Raw genomic sequence first — 13,719 nt, forward strand, 5'->3', positions numbered from 1 at the left:
GGCGCGCACCGCCAGGGGCGGAGGCCCGCTCTAGGGCCGGGCGCCGGGGGGGCGCCGCGCGGAACCGCCCGCGGCCTACCGCCGGTCCAGGGCCAGTTGCACCACGCGGCCCTCACGGAGGACCAGGAGGTCCGGGGCCTCGTGCGCGTGGTGGCGGATGCGGCCGACCGGGCCCGGCGGGCGGATGTGCGGGGTCAGGAGGAGAAGGAGGTCCTCCAGGGCCGGGAGCTGTTCCCCGTGGATCTCCTGGCGGGCCGTCAGGGCCCAGCCGTCGTGTTCCGCCGGGCCGAACTCGCCCACGAGCATCCCGCCGACGTGCCACGCCGGGCCGCGGGGCGAGAGGAGGCCGTCCCCCGTCAGCTGGCGGCGCACCTCGGCGAGCACGGCGTCGGGCGTGCTGTCGAGCAGGTCGAACGCCAGGTCCACGGCGTAGAGATCAGCCATGGACCCGATGCTACGGGGCGGAGGCGGACGGCCCGGAAACGGGTCGCCCCGCATGATCGGCTCCGGTACGGTGTGCCCCGCAACCGTGCGAGCCGCCGACGTCTCCACCTCCCCAGTGATGTCGGAGACCTCCTGTGGCCGTCGCCCCGCCCGCCCTGCAAGCCGCACCCCGCCCTGCCTGGATCGGCGATCTGCCCGTGCTGGCCGTCGCCGTCGTGTGGGGCGGCAGTTACCTCGCCGCCAAGGGGATCACCACCGCGCACACCGTGATCGCCGTGCTCGTGCTGCGGTTCGCGCTCGTGCTGCCGGTGCTGGTCGTCGCCTGGTGGGCGCGTCTGCGCGCGCTCACCCCCGCCCAGCTGCGCGGCGCCGGGCTGCTGGGGCTGGTGCTCGGCGGGATCTTCCTGCTGGAGACCTACGGGGTCGTCCACACCTCCGCCACCAACGCCGGGCTGATCATCAGCCTGACCATGATCTTCACCCCGCTCGCCGAGGCCGCCGTGCGCAGGAAGGCGCCCTCCGCCTCCCTTCTCGGGGCCGCCGCCGCCTCCGTCCTCGGCGTCGTGCTCCTCACCCAGGGGGCCGGCTTCACCGCGCCCGGCCTCGGTGACCTGCTCATCCTCGGCGCCGCACTCACCCGGACCCTGCACGTCCTGCTGATGGCCCGGGTCGAGGCCGTCCAGGACGCCGACTCGCTGTCGTTGACCACCGTGCAGCTCGGCGGCGCCGTGCTCGTCTTCGCCCTGCTGGCGGCCGTACCGGGGACCGGCGCGACCCCCTGGGCCGCCGCCGCGGACTTCGGCCCCGCGCAGTGGGCAGGACTGGCCTTCCTCTCCGTCTTCTGCACCCTGTTCGCGTTCTTCGTGCAGATGTGGGCCGTACGGCGTACCTCGCCGTCCCGGGTCAGCCTGCTGCTGGGGACCGAGCCCCTGTGGGCAGCCGTCGCGGGCATCGCCCTCGGCGGTGAGCACCTGGGCCCCCTCGGACACGCCGGCGTCGTGCTGGTCCTCGTCGGTACCGCCTGGGGCCGCCGGGCCGTCGCCTCCGCGCCCGCACCCTGATCGTGGCCGGAAAGCGCCGCAGTCAGCCGGCGATCACCGCCGTAGGGTGGCCGGATGCCCTGCCCACCGTTCCGGTCACCCATCCGGTCATCGTTCCGGTCACCGATCCGGCAGGTCCGGGAGCTCCTCCAGCCGGACCCGGCGCCGCTCCCGCCGCGACAGCTCGCAGGCTTCCGCGACCCGCAGCGCCGCCAGTGCCTCACGCCCGTCGCAGGGGTTGACCCCCTCGCCGCGCACCAGGTGCACGAAAGCGTTCAGCTCCGCCTCGTACGCCGGGCCGAAGCGTTCCAGGAAGCCGGTCCACGGCTTGCTCGCCGGCGGCGGCCCGTGCGGTTCGGTCGAAGCGATCGGCGTCCGGTCGTCCAGACCGGCGGAGACCTGGTCGCGCTCCCCGGCCAGCTCCATCCGCACGTCGTAGCCGGCGCCGTTGCACCGCGTGCCGGTGGCCGTGACCAGGGTGCCGTCGTCCAGCGTGAGGACCGCGGCGGCCGTGTCGACGTCACCCGTCTGCCGGAACTGCGGGGGACCGGCGTCCGACCCGGCCGCGTACACCTCCACCACCTCGTGCCCGGTCACCCACCGCACCATGTCGAAGTCGTGCACCATGCAGTCGCGGTAGAGGCCGCCCGAGGTCGCCAGGTAGTCGGCGGCCGGCGGCGCCGGATCGGCCGTCGTCGTCCGTACGGTGTGCAGCCGGCCCAGGGCGCCCGAGCGGACCAGCTCCCGGGCGGTGAGGTAGCCGGCGTCGAAGCGGCGCATGAAGCCCACCTGCAGCAGCCCGCCCAGGGCCGCGACCTCGCGCAGCACCGACAGCGTGCGGTTCAGGTCGGGGGCCACCGGCTTCTCGCAGAACACCGGGAGCCCGCCGCGTACCGCCCGTACGACCAGTTCCGCGTGCCCGTCGGTGGAGGAGGCGACGACCACCGCGTCCACGCCCCAGGTGAAGACCTGCTCCACGGAGGGCGCGGCGGTGGCCCCGAGCCGGTCGGCGAGGCGGGCCGCCCGCGCGGGATCGGAGTCGGCGAGCAGGAGCGAGCCCGCCTCCGGGTGGCGGGCGAGCGTCGCCGCGTGGAACGACCCGATCCGGCCAGTTCCGATGAGCCCGATGCGCATGGACTCAACCTGGCCCCGCCGGGGGAACCTGTCAATCCGCTCGCATCGTTTCTGCGATCTTCGTGCGCTGATCTGCGAACCCGTCGCGGCGATCTGCGCATGCATGCCCCGATGGCCCTTCATGGTCCACTGTGGCGGATACTGGGCGGCTGAAACCGGAATGACCGAATGATGACGGACGGCATGACAGCCGGGACGACCGACGAGACGGACGAGGGAAGGGCGCGGCGACGTGGCTAGGGTTCGGACAGGGGTACGCGTCGTGGGCGCCGTGCTCGCGGCGGCGGTACTGGGGGCCTCGCTCGCGGGCTGCAGCAGTACGGGCGGCAAGCGCGCCGAGGAGCGGGCGAAGGCCGCCGAGGCGGGCCGGCCCGCCGTCTCCACCCCGCGCTGGACCTTCGCGATGGTGACCCACGCGGGCGACGGCGACACCTTCTGGGACATCGTCCAGAAGGGCGCCAAGGAGGCCGCGGCCAAGGACAACATCAACTTCGTCTACGCCCACGACGACCAGGCTCAGCAGCAGGCGCAGTTCGTGCAGAACGCCATCGACCAGAAGGTCGACGGGATCGTGGTCAGCCTGGCCAAGCCGGAGGCCCTCAAGGACGTCGTCGGCAAGGCCGTCAAGGCGGGCATCCCGGTGATCACGGTCAACTCCGGATCCGCCCAGTCCGCCGCGTACGGGGCGCTCACCCACATCGGCCAGGACGAGCAGATCGCCGGCGAGGCGGTCGGCACCGAGCTGAACAAGCGCGGCCGCAAGAAGACGATCTGCGTCCTGCACGAGCAGGGCAACGTCGGCCACGAGCAGCGCTGCGCAGGCGCCAAGAAGACCTTCTCCGGAAGCCTGGAGAACCTGTACGTCGAGGGCACCAACATGCCCTCCGTCCAGGCGGCCGTCCAGGCCAAGCTGCAGGCGGACCCGTCCGTCGACGCGATCCTCACCCTCGGCGCGCCCTTCGCCCCCACCGCCGTCAAGGCCAAGGAGGCCGCCGGCAGCGAGGCCGAGGTCGACACCTTCGACCTCAACGACTCCGTGGCCCGCGACCTCAAGTCCGGCGCCCTCGGCTTCGCCGTGGACCAGCAGCCCTACCTGCAGGGATACGAGGCCATCGACCTGCTCTGGCTGTACCGCCACAACGCGGACGTGCTCGGCGGCGGCCGCCCGGTGCTCACCGGACCGCAGATCGTCACCGCCGCCGAGGCCGCCGAGCTGGAGGAGTACATCAAGCGGGGCAGCCGATGACCGCCGCCACCGCCGTCGACGAGCGGCTCGCGCCGACCTCCCTCGTCCGCAGGCTGCTCGGGCGCCCCGAGCTGGGCGCGGTGGTCGGCGCCGTCGCCGTCTTCGTCTTCTTCTCCATCGCCGCCCCCACCTTCCTCCAGGCCTCCAGCCTCAGCACGATCCTGTACTCGGCCTCCACCATCGGGATCATGGCGGTCCCCGTGGCCCTGCTGATGATCGGCGGCGAGTTCGACCTCTCCGCCGGTGTCATGGTCACGACGTCGGCGTTGGTGAGCTCGATGTTCAGCTACCGGATGACCGCCGACGTCTGGGTCGGCGTCGGCGTGTCCCTGCTGGTCACGCTGGCCATCGGCTTCTTCAACGGCTTCATGCTGACCCGCACCAAGCTGCCCAGCTTCATCATCACGCTCGGCACGTTCCTGATGCTGACCGGCCTGAACCTCGGCTTCACCAAGCTGATCAGCGGCACGGTCTCCACCAAGTCCATCGCCGACATGGAGGGCTTCCCCTCCGCCCGCGCCGTCTTCGCCTCGAAGTGGGAGATCGGCCCGGTCACCCTCCAGATCACCGTCCTGTGGTGGCTGGCCCTGGTCGCCGTCGCCACGTGGATCCTGCTGCGCACCCGCGCCGGCAACTGGATCTTCGCCGTCGGCGGCGGGGCCGACGCGGCCCGCGCGGTCGGTGTGCCCGTCGTGAAGACCCGTATCGGCCTGTACATGGGTGTCGCCCTGTGCGCCTGGATCTCCGGCCAGCACATCCTCTTCTCGTTCGACGTGGTCCAGTCGGGCGAGGGCGTCGGCAACGAGTTCCTCTACATCATCGCGGCGGTCATCGGCGGCTGCCTGATGACCGGCGGCTACGGCTCCGCCATCGGCTCGGCGGTCGGCGCCTTCATCTTCGGCATGACCAGCAACGGCATCGTGTACGCCCAGTGGAACCCGGACTGGTTCAAGTTCTTCCTCGGCGCGATGCTGCTGCTGGCCACGCTGCTCAACGCATGGGTCCGCAAGCGGGCGGAGGCGAGCAAGTGACCACCGGCAGAACCACCACCGTGCCCCCGGCCGCAGCGGCCGCCCTGGTCAAGCTGACGGGCGTCAGCAAGTACTACGGCAACATCCGCGCACTCCAGGACGTCTCCCTGGAGGTCTCCGCGGGTGAGATCACCTGCGTCCTCGGCGACAACGGCGCGGGCAAGTCCACCCTCATCAAGATCATCTCGGGGCTGCACCGGCACGACGCCGGAACCTTTGAGATCGAAGGCGAGGAGACCGTCCTCGCCAACCCGCGCGCGGCCCTGGACCAGGGCATCGCGACCGTCTACCAGGACCTCGCCGTGGTCCCGCTCATGCCCGTCTGGCGCAACTTCTTCCTCGGCTCCGAGCCGACGAAGGGGCGCGGCCCCCTGCGCCGCCTCGACGTGGAGTTCATGCGCCGGACCACCCGCGCCGAGCTGCTGCGCATGGGCATCGACCTGCGCGACGTCGACCAGCCCATCGGCACCCTCTCCGGCGGCGAGCGGCAGTGCGTGGCCATCGCCCGCGCCGTCTACTTCGGCGCGAAGGTCCTCGTGCTCGACGAGCCGACCGCGGCCCTCGGCGTCAAGCAGTCCGGTGTGGTCCTCAAGTACGTCGCCGCGGCCCGCGACGCCGGCCTCGGTGTGGTCCTGATCACCCACAACCCGCACCACGCGTACCTGGTCGGGGACCGCTTCGTCCTGCTCAAACGCGGCACCATGGCGGGCAGTCACACCCGCGACTCGATCACCCTCGACGAGCTCACCCGCCAGATGGCGGGCGGCTCGGAGCTCGACGAACTGAGCCACGAACTGGAGCGAGTGGCAGAATCGGGGACGGGCGTCACGGACGCGACGGCCCGCGGCGCCGGCCGCACCGGACCGGCGGACGCAGCCGACGAGGCTTCCCGCACCACCGCACCCACGAGGGACGACACGACTCGATGAGCACGTACCGGGACTTCACGCTCACCCACCGGGGGTCGGCGCGAGGCACCGTCCTGCGCACCATCGGCACCCGTGAGCGGCGGTCGCACCTGACCGCCCCACGCGTCCCGACCGTCGGCATCGACATCGGCGGTACCAAGGTGATGGCCGGCGTCGTCGACGCCGACGGGATCATCCTGGAGAAGCTCCGCACCGAGACCCCGGACAAGTCCAAGAGCCCCAAGGTCGTCGAGGACACCATCGTCGAACTGGTGCTGGACCTATCCGACCGGCACGACGTGCACGCCGTCGGCATCGGCGCGGCCGGCTGGGTCGACGCCGACCGCTCCCGGGTCCTCTTCGCACCCCACCTGGCCTGGCGCGACGAGCCGCTGCGCGACGCCCTCCAGTCCCGGCTCGCCGTCCCGGTGATGGTCGACAACGACGCCAACACCGCCGCGTGGGCGGAGTGGCGCTTCGGCGCCGGACGCGGCGAGGACCACCTCGTCATGATCACGCTCGGTACCGGTATCGGCGGGGCCATCCTCGAAGGCGGCCAGGTCAAGCGCGGCCGGTACGGGGTCGCCGGCGAGTTCGGCCACATGCAGGTCGTCCCCGGCGGACACCGCTGCCCGTGCGGCAACCGCGGCTGCTGGGAGCAGTACAGCTCCGGCAACGCCCTGGTGCGCGAGGCCCGCGAGCTGGCCGCCGCCGACTCCCCGGTCGCGTACAACATCATCGCCAAGGTCGGCGGGAACGTTTCGGAGATCACCGGGCCGCTCATCACCGAGCTGGCCCGCGAGGGCGACGCCATGTGCGTCGAGCTGCTCCAGGACATCGGCCAGTGGCTCGGCGTCGGCATCGCCAACCTCGCCGCCGCCCTCGACCCGTCGTGCTTCGTCATCGGCGGCGGCGTCAGCGCCGCCGACGACCTGCTGATCGGCCCCGCCCGGGACGCGTTCCGCCGTCATCTCACCGGCCGCGGCTACCGTCCCGAGGCCCGCATCGCCAAGGCCCAGCTCGGCCCCGAGGCGGGCATGGTCGGCGCCGCCGACCTCGCCCGGCTCGTCGCCCGGCGCTTCCGCCGCGCCACCCGCCGCCGGGTCGAGCGCTACGAGCGCTACGCGCAGCTGGGCCAGCTGGGCCGCCGGCGCGAGAGCGCCGCACCCGAGGACCAGGACCAGTCGTGAACCCGCCCACCCTGCCCCACCAGGCCTCCGCCCCCGACGAGGGCGGCACGCCGCCGCCGACCCCCGAGGACCGCCGCCACGTGGTCAAGCGCCGCTGGATCACCGCGATCATCATCGTGCTGCTGATCGGCGTACCCGCGGGCTACCTGGCGATCTCCACCCAGCAGAGCCGCGAGAGCGGCCGCGACAAGGCCGCCAAGGTCGGCGCGTCCGAGGTGCGCCCCGGCTGGCCCTCCAAGGTGCAGCGCAGCATCTACGAGGTGCCGATCCCGGCGAAGGCCTGGAAGGTCGGGTTCCTGGAGACCAACAACTGGCGCACCAGCCGGCTCTTCACACAGTTCGCGGTGACCCCGGCCGACCTGGACGCCTTCCTCGCCGCCGTCGGCACCAGCCGCGACGCGCTGGTCGCCGGGGACGTCACGATCTCCCCGCACGACGCCGAGGTCGCGGGCTGGAGCTGGAGCCCGCGCGCCCTCTGGTACGGAACCAGCCTGGAGCAGGCCGACCCGCGCCCCAGCCGCGACATCACGGTCGACCTCACGGACCCCGAGAAGCCCAAGGTCTACGTCGTCTCCACGACCACCCCGTGACGGGCCCGGCCCGGCGCTAGCCTGGGATCATGAAGCTCACCAAGCGGCTGCACTCCTGCGTCCAGTTGGAGAAGGACGGGCGCACGCTCGTCATCGACCCGGGCGCCTTCAGCGAACCGGACGCGGGCCTGGGGGCGGAAGCCCTGCTGGTCACGCACGAACACCCCGACCACTTCGACGAGGGCCGGCTGCGGGCCGCCCTCGACGCGTCGCCGTCGGCCGCGCTGTGGACCCTGCGCAGCGTCGCCGAGCGGCTCGCACCCGCCTATCCGGGCCGGGTGCACACGGTCGGCCACGGAGACACCTTCACCGCGGCCGGTTTCGAGGTACAGGTGCACGGCGAGCTGCACGCCGTGATCCACCCGGACATCCCGCGGGTCACGAACGTCGGCTACCTCGTCGACGGATCGCTCTTCCACCCCGGCGACGCGCTGACCGTGCCCGGGGTCCCGGTGGAGACGCTGATGGTGCCGGTGCACGCCCCCTGGAACAAGGTCTCCGAGGTGATCGACTACCTCCGCGAGGTCAAGCCGCGCCGGGCGCTCGACATCCACGACGCCTACCTCGCCGACATCGCCCGGCCCGTCTACGACTTCGCGCTGGACAAGCTGGGCGGCACCGACCACGGACGCCTCACCGCGGGGGACAGCACCGAGCTGTGACGGCCCCCCTTGACGGTCCCGCCGTGACGGTCGTCGGACGGGCGCTGTCGGTGCCGGGCGGTAGGTTGGCAGGTATGCGTATCGCCACCTACAACGTCAACTCCATCACCGCCCGGCTGCCGCGCCTGCTGGCCTGGCTGGAGAGCTCCGGCACCGATGTCGTGTGCATCCAGGAGACCAAGTGCTCGGCGGAGCAGTTCCCGCACGAGCAGCTGCGCGAGCTGGGCTACGAGGCGGCGGTCAACGCCACCGGCCGCTGGAACGGCGTGGCCCTGCTCTCCAGGGTCGGCCTGGACGACGTGGTCACGGGGCTGCCCGGCGGCCCCGACTACGAGGGCGTCCAGGAGCCCCGGGCGATCTCCGCCACCTGCGACGGCGTGCGGGTCTGGTCGGTGTACGTGCCCAACGGCCGTGAGGTCGAGCACGACCACTACGGCTACAAGCTGGACTGGTTCCGCTCCCTGGCGGCGGCCGTCGCCGAGGACGCGGCCGGCCCGCGCCCCTTCGCGGTGCTCGGCGACTTCAACGTGGCCCCGACCGACGAGGACGTGTACGACCCGGCGGTCTTCGCGGGCCTCACCCACGTCACCCCGGCCGAGCGGGCCGCGCTGGAGGCACTGCGCGACATCGGCCTGTCCGACGTCTTCCCGCGCGCGCTGAAGTACGACCGTCCCTACACCTTCTGGGACTACCGGATGCTCGCCTTCCCCAAGAACAAGGGCATGCGCATCGACCTCGTCTACGGCAACGAGCCCTTCACCAAGGCCGTCACCGACGCCTACGTCGACCGCGAGGAGCGCAAGGGCAAGGGCGCCTCCGACCACGCACCGGTCGTCGTCGACCTGGACCTGGAGCGGTAGGCGGACGCCCCGCCGCCGGCGCGGCCGAGCGCGGCCCGATCCGAGACACCCCCCAGGCGCGCCCTGTGGCCAGCGGGGAGTCCTGGTGCGACGCTGGGCGGTATGAACATCCCTTTCCTGGACAACTGGCTGAACCGGCGTGAAACGGAACAGGGTGCGGGGCTCGCCGCCGCCCTGGTGGACGACCCCGAGGGCGTCGCCGAGTTGTTCTCGGAGTGCGAGATGCTGCGGGTCCACGCACGGGCGGCCGGGCTCGAACTCGACGGGAGCCCGGCCTCTTTGGAGGCCCTCGACCAGCTGATGCCCCGCTGGCGGCGGGACCCCGAGGTGGTGCCCTGGCTCGGCAACGACGCGGGCTTCTACCTCGGCACCGTGATCGTCCGGACCGTCGTGGGGGCGGCCTGGAAGGTGTGGCCCAACGGCCAGCCGGTGATCCGCCTGGCCTCGGGGCGCGAGCTGAACGTGATCGAGTGGGGGGTGTCGTGGGCGATGACCGGTTCCCCCGAGCTCAGCCAGGCGTACGCGGAGGCCTCCGAGGGCTGACCCCTCCGGCGCCGGCCGCGGCGCCCCCGCGGCGGGCGGCGTGTCGCGGCGAAGTGCCCTTCCGGGCTGGATAGTTTGCGCTGACCCCGGCAGTCCGAGGCGCGAGCGACGAGACGGACCGGGACGCGTCGATACCGGCGCCGGCACCCGAGGCCGGGCACCGGTACCGGCACCGACACCGAGTGGGCAGGGCAGCGCATGGCCGTCGATCCGTTGATCGAGCTGCGGGACGTCAACAAGCACTTCGGACCGCTGCACGTACTGCGGGACATCAGCCTCACCGTCGGCCGCGGGGAGGTGGTGGTGGTCATCGGGCCCTCCGGCTCCGGGAAGTCGACCCTGTGCCGGGCGATCAACCGGCTGGAGAGCGTCGAGTCGGGCACGATCCTGATCGACGGGGAGCCGCTGCCCGACGAGGGCAAGGACCTGGCCCGGCTGCGCGCCGAGGTGGGGATGGTGTTCCAGTCCTTCAACCTCTTCGCGCACAAGACCGTCCTCGCCAACGTCTCGCTCGCGCAGGTCAAGGTCCTGGGGCGCGCGAAGCGCGAGGCGGACCAGCGCTCCCGGCAGCTCCTGGACCGTGTCGGCCTCGCCGACCAGGCCGACAAGTTCCCCGCCCAGCTCTCCGGCGGCCAGCAGCAGCGCGTGGCGATCGCCCGCGCCCTCGCCATGGATCCGAAGGCGCTCCTCTTCGACGAGCCCACCTCCGCACTGGACCCGGAGATGATCAACGAGGTGCTGGAGGTCATGCAGCAACTCGCCCAGGAGGGGATGACGATGGTCGTGGTGACCCACGAGATGGGCTTCGCCCGCTCCGCGGCGCACCGCGTGGTCTTCATGGCCGACGGCCGTATCGTCGAGGACCGCACGCCGGAGCAGTTCTTCACCGCCCCGGAGAGCGACCGGGCCAAGGACTTCCTCTCCAAGATCCTCAAGCACTGAGGAGTCCCGGAGCGGGGCCGTCCGGGCCCGGCCGCGGCCGTCCGGGCCCGGACGGCGCCGTGGATCACCGCTCGCGCAGCGGCACCGAGACGTAGCTGGGGTCGCCCTGCGGCGAGGAGAAGGTCAGCTGCGCGCCGGTGGGGTTGTGCTCGATGTAGAGCGGGTCGACGGTGTCGACGACGAGGGCGAGCCGGTGGCCCGCGGGCACGTCGTAAGCCGTCGAGAAGAGCTCCAGGTCGACACCGAAGGCCTGGCCCGGGGTCTTGCCGTGGAAGGTGTACGGGGCGTTGCTGACCAGCTTGCCGATGCCGAGCGGGCCGACGTCGTAGAGGTGGGCGACGAAGGTGCCGTCGCCCTTGGTGGGGGTGACGGTGGTGTGCAGCCGGACGGTGCCGCGGATGCGGCGGGCCTCGTCGTAGCGCCCCGACTGCCAGACGGCGGCGAAGGCCCGGGGGAGGAGCGGGACGGAGGCGATCGGCGGGGCCTTGAAGAACTGGTCGAAGACGCTGGAGAGCAGTACGACGCCGCCGTTGGCGCCGGAGTCGACGTTCGCGAAGAGGTGCTCGCTGTCGGAGAGCGCGAGCTTCTCGGTGCCGCCGGAGCCGACCGACGCCCAGTCGGCGTAGCCCTCGTAGCCGCTGCCGCTGCGGGACTTGATCTGCACGGGGGCCTCGGTGTCGACGCCGTTGCGCTCGCCCTTGAGGTAGCGGTCGAACCAGCGGTGGGCGTTGGTCCAGGTGTCGTTGGGCAGGCCGAGCAGGCCCGTGCCCTCGGCGGTGGCGTGGTCTCCGGGGCGGAACTCCAGCCGCTTGGGGCCGGTCAGCCGCTCGTAGAACTTGGCGTACTGGTTCGGCGCGAAGATCGTGTCGCCCCAGGCGTTGCCGAGCATGATCGCGGCGCCGTTGGCGTTGATCCGGTCCACCTGCTCGGCGGCCGACCGCTTCCTGCCCCACTCGATCATCTGCTGCTCGCGGTCCAGCCGGGAGCCGAGGAAGTCGCCCAGGATCGACTGGAGTTCGGGTCCGGGGCGGCCGGTGAGGTAGCCGGCGGCGCCGAGCAGGCCGGCGGCCTGGAGGTGCTGGGTGCGGCCCGAGTAGATGGATTCGATGAGGTCGGCCCAGCCGCTCATCGCGACCACGGCCTTGACGCGCGGGTCGTGCGCGGAGGCCAGCAGGCTGATGCCGGCGCCGTACGAGACCCCGCCCAGGCCGATGCGGTCCGCGTCGGCGGGGGTGTGGGCGAGGGCCCAGTCGATGACGGCTGAGACGTCGGCGACGTCCGGCGGGCCTGCCACCTCGATCTGCCCGCCGGAGAGCCAGAAGCCGCGAGAGGTGTAACTGACCACGACGTAGCCGGAGTCGGCGAGCTTCTTGGCTTGGGCGATGTATTCGATCTGCGGCATGCCCCAGCTGGTGGGCAGCACGATCAGCGGATATTTCCGGCCGCTCTCGGCTCCGGCCGGGGTGAAGACGTTGCCCTTGAGGGTGATGCCGCCGGAGCCGGGGATGTCATGGAACCGCAGGTCCGCGGGGGCGGCCTGCGGGGTGGGGGCGGTGGTGGCCGCAGCGGGCGCGGTGGCCGCCTGGGCCTGGTGGGGGGCCAGGCCCAGGGCGGTCGCCGCCAGGAGTGCCGCCACGGCTGCGGCGGTGGTGGTGCGTTCCATCGGTCGCTCCTCGCGTGCACCGGAGTCCTGAAAGTGACCCGACGGTAACGGGAGCGGCTTACCGGAGGTAACCCATCGGTAAGTTACGTGGTGGTAACAATTGAACGAGAGTCAGTCGGAGCGGTCCGCAGGTCAGCCGTTCTGCGGGGCGGTGGACAGCGCGCTCTTGGCCTTCCACTGGTCCCAGGACAGGTTCCACTCGCCGTAGCCGTTGCCGATGTCGGCGTTGCCCTTGGAGCCCTCGCCGACCACCTCGAAGGCGTCACCGACCTGCGACTGCGCGAAGAACTCCTTGGCGTTGGCGTCGCTCATCCCCACGCAGCCGGAACTGCTGTTGGTCCGGCCGAAGTTGGCCTCGTTCCACGGGGCGGCGTGCGCGTACATGCCCGACCAGGTCAGCCGCATCGAGTAATCGACCATCTTGTCGTAGGCGTTGTCCAGGCCCACCGTCTGGGAGTCCATCCGGATGGTGCCCTCCTTCGACATGATCACCATCTTCCCGGACCAGGACGCCTTCTTGCCGCCCGGAGTACCGGCCGAGATCGGGATCGTCTTCTGCACCTGGCCGTCCTCCGTCACCGACAACTTCTTGGTGTCGAGGCTGACCTGGACCCGGCGGTCCTTGCCGATCTTGAACTCGGTGGTGTAGTCCCGGGCGAACATTCCGCCGCCCTTGCCGGAGTCCACGCCGTTCAGGTTCATCTCGACCTTCACGTCGGTGCCGGACTTCCAGTAGTCCTTGGGCCGCCAGTCGACGCGGTCGTTGCCGGAGTGGTCCTTGATCCAGCCCCAGGAGCCCTCGGTGCTGTTCGAGGTGGTGACCTTGAGCTGCTTCTCCACCTCGGCCTTGTTCGTCACCGGGTTGTCGAAGACGAGCGACACGGGCATCGCCACGCCCACCGTGCTGCCCTTGGGCACGTTGATCGAGACCTTGTTCACCTTGTCGGCGGCGCTGGTCTTGAACTGCGTGGTGGCGCTCTGGCTGTCGGTGTTCTGCGCCTCGACCTTGTACTCCGCACCGGCCGGGGCATTGCGCTCCGAGGTCCAGCTCTTCCCGTCGTCGGCTATCTTCCCGGGCAGCTCGGCGCCCTTGGCGTCGGTCACCTTCACCTGGGCCAACTTGCCCTCGGTGAGGGTCACCGTCACCGGCTGGCCCGCCTTGACCTGATCGCCCGTGAGGTTCACCGAGACCGCCATGGGCGCCTTCGGCTTCGACTCGTCCTTGCCCTTGGCGTCGCTGCCGGCGTCACTCCCGCCCGAGCAGGCGGTCAGCGCGGCGGCCAGGAGTGCGGTGCCCGCAATGGCGGTGCGGCGTGTGCGGCTCAACGAAGGGCCCCCTCGAAGTGGTGGTGATGAACGTTCACAAAAGAGGATGAGAACGGGAGGACTTTAGGTTGCGCACACCGCGGAAAAGATCCGCCTTTCTGGTTGTGACGTGGACCGCAGCGAAACGGTCATCGTCCGGT

Annotated in this window: 14 protein-coding genes; 10 read left to right on the top strand and 4 right to left on the bottom strand. The window is 71.4% G+C overall.

Annotated features, from left to right (window positions below; all coding sequences use genetic code 11):
- Positions 1 to 75 precede the first annotated feature (75 nt).
- On the bottom strand, positions 76 to 444 hold the full coding sequence (locus tag AB0F82_RS20845) for a hypothetical protein (RefSeq protein WP_362629798.1): 369 nt from the start codon (positions 442 to 444) through the stop codon (positions 76 to 78).
- A 134-nt stretch (positions 445 to 578) separates the two neighbouring features.
- Between AB0F82_RS20845 and AB0F82_RS20850 the strand changes: the two genes are divergently transcribed.
- A complete protein-coding gene (locus tag AB0F82_RS20850) occupies positions 579 to 1,505 on the top strand; it encodes a DMT family transporter (RefSeq protein ID WP_362629801.1) in 927 nt (308 codons plus the stop codon).
- A 99-nt stretch (positions 1,506 to 1,604) separates the two neighbouring features.
- Here AB0F82_RS20850 and AB0F82_RS20855 read toward each other — a convergent pair whose 3' ends face one another.
- Positions 1,605 to 2,618 carry a Gfo/Idh/MocA family protein gene (locus tag AB0F82_RS20855; RefSeq protein ID WP_356811110.1) on the bottom strand — a complete coding sequence of 338 codons (1,014 nt, stop codon included), beginning with the start codon at positions 2,616 to 2,618 and terminating at the stop codon, positions 1,605 to 1,607.
- Between the two features lie 232 nt (positions 2,619 to 2,850).
- Here AB0F82_RS20855 and AB0F82_RS20860 point away from each other — a divergent pair, with 232 nt between their 5' ends.
- The 9 genes from AB0F82_RS20860 (at position 2,851) to AB0F82_RS20900 (ending at position 10,590) form a co-directional block, all read left to right on the top strand.
- Positions 2,851 to 3,864: a sugar ABC transporter substrate-binding protein gene (locus AB0F82_RS20860; RefSeq protein WP_362629804.1), complete on the top strand. Its 1,014-nt coding sequence runs from the start codon at positions 2,851 to 2,853 to the stop codon at positions 3,862 to 3,864.
- Positions 3,861 to 4,895 (top strand): ABC transporter permease, encoded by a 1,035-nt coding sequence (locus tag AB0F82_RS20865; protein ID WP_362629807.1) that lies wholly within the window; start codon positions 3,861 to 3,863, stop codon positions 4,893 to 4,895. The genes AB0F82_RS20860 and AB0F82_RS20865 overlap by 4 nt, the downstream gene beginning before the upstream one ends.
- Positions 4,862 to 5,824 carry an ATP-binding cassette domain-containing protein gene (locus AB0F82_RS20870; RefSeq protein WP_362629810.1) on the top strand — a complete coding sequence of 321 codons (963 nt, stop codon included), beginning with the start codon at positions 4,862 to 4,864 and terminating at the stop codon, positions 5,822 to 5,824. Before AB0F82_RS20865 ends, AB0F82_RS20870 begins: the two co-directional genes overlap by 34 nt.
- Complete coding sequence (locus tag AB0F82_RS20875; RefSeq protein ID WP_362629813.1) at positions 5,821 to 6,993, top strand: ROK family glucokinase; 1,173 nt, start codon at positions 5,821 to 5,823, stop codon at positions 6,991 to 6,993. Before AB0F82_RS20870 ends, AB0F82_RS20875 begins: the two co-directional genes overlap by 4 nt.
- On the top strand, positions 6,990 to 7,583 hold the full coding sequence (locus AB0F82_RS20880; RefSeq protein WP_030822441.1) for a hypothetical protein: 594 nt from the start codon (positions 6,990 to 6,992) through the stop codon (positions 7,581 to 7,583). Before AB0F82_RS20875 ends, AB0F82_RS20880 begins: the two co-directional genes overlap by 4 nt.
- Positions 7,584 to 7,612: 29 nt before the next feature.
- Complete coding sequence (locus tag AB0F82_RS20885) at positions 7,613 to 8,245, top strand: MBL fold metallo-hydrolase (RefSeq protein ID WP_362629816.1); 633 nt, start codon at positions 7,613 to 7,615, stop codon at positions 8,243 to 8,245.
- Positions 8,246 to 8,319: 74 nt separating this feature from the next.
- Positions 8,320 to 9,105, top strand: coding sequence for an exodeoxyribonuclease III (locus AB0F82_RS20890; protein ID WP_356811116.1), 786 nt, complete (start codon positions 8,320 to 8,322; stop codon positions 9,103 to 9,105).
- A 102-nt stretch (positions 9,106 to 9,207) separates the two neighbouring features.
- Positions 9,208 to 9,648, top strand: coding sequence for a DUF6278 family protein (locus AB0F82_RS20895; RefSeq protein WP_356811117.1), 441 nt, complete (start codon positions 9,208 to 9,210; stop codon positions 9,646 to 9,648).
- 198 nt (positions 9,649 to 9,846) lie between these two features.
- The gene (locus AB0F82_RS20900) at positions 9,847 to 10,590 is read left to right on the top strand and encodes an amino acid ABC transporter ATP-binding protein (protein WP_362629820.1); all 744 of its coding nucleotides are present in this window, start codon (positions 9,847 to 9,849) and stop codon (positions 10,588 to 10,590) included.
- A 64-nt stretch (positions 10,591 to 10,654) separates the two neighbouring features.
- Here the strand turns inward: AB0F82_RS20900 and AB0F82_RS20905 are convergent, their stop codons facing one another.
- Positions 10,655 to 12,253 (bottom strand): CocE/NonD family hydrolase, encoded by a 1,599-nt coding sequence (locus tag AB0F82_RS20905; RefSeq protein WP_362629823.1) that lies wholly within the window; start codon positions 12,251 to 12,253, stop codon positions 10,655 to 10,657.
- 132 nt (positions 12,254 to 12,385) lie between these two features.
- On the bottom strand, positions 12,386 to 13,579 hold the full coding sequence (locus tag AB0F82_RS20910) for a L,D-transpeptidase (protein ID WP_356811120.1): 1,194 nt from the start codon (positions 13,577 to 13,579) through the stop codon (positions 12,386 to 12,388).
- Positions 13,580 to 13,719 lie beyond the last annotated feature (140 nt).

It is taken from the genome of Streptomyces virginiae (genome assembly GCF_040638905.1).
GTDB classification, from domain to species: Bacteria; Actinomycetota; Actinomycetes; order Streptomycetales; family Streptomycetaceae; genus Streptomyces; species Streptomyces virginiae_B.

What these genes read in the sequence shown, in the direction of transcription:
- AB0F82_RS20890 (WP_356811116.1), top strand. Translation starts at nt 8,320, where the DNA reads ATGCGTATCGCCACCTACAACGTCAACTCCATCACCGCCCGGCTGCCG.
- AB0F82_RS20865 (WP_362629807.1), top strand. Translation starts at nt 3,861, where the DNA reads ATGACCGCCGCCACCGCCGTCGACGAGCGGCTCGCGCCGACCTCCCTC.
- AB0F82_RS20870 (WP_362629810.1), top strand. Translation starts at nt 4,862, where the DNA reads ATGGGTCCGCAAGCGGGCGGAGGCGAGCAAGTGACCACCGGCAGAACC.
- AB0F82_RS20855 (WP_356811110.1), bottom strand. Translation starts at nt 2,618, where the DNA reads ATGCGCATCGGGCTCATCGGAACTGGCCGGATCGGGTCGTTCCACGCG.
- AB0F82_RS20895 (WP_356811117.1), top strand. Translation starts at nt 9,208, where the DNA reads ATGAACATCCCTTTCCTGGACAACTGGCTGAACCGGCGTGAAACGGAA.
- AB0F82_RS20845 (WP_362629798.1), bottom strand. Translation starts at nt 444, where the DNA reads ATGGCTGATCTCTACGCCGTGGACCTGGCGTTCGACCTGCTCGACAGC.
- AB0F82_RS20900 (WP_362629820.1), top strand. Translation starts at nt 9,847, where the DNA reads ATGGCCGTCGATCCGTTGATCGAGCTGCGGGACGTCAACAAGCACTTC.
- AB0F82_RS20905 (WP_362629823.1), bottom strand. Translation starts at nt 12,253, where the DNA reads ATGGAACGCACCACCACCGCCGCAGCCGTGGCGGCACTCCTGGCGGCG.
- AB0F82_RS20875 (WP_362629813.1), top strand. Translation starts at nt 5,821, where the DNA reads ATGAGCACGTACCGGGACTTCACGCTCACCCACCGGGGGTCGGCGCGA.
- AB0F82_RS20885 (WP_362629816.1), top strand. Translation starts at nt 7,613, where the DNA reads ATGAAGCTCACCAAGCGGCTGCACTCCTGCGTCCAGTTGGAGAAGGAC.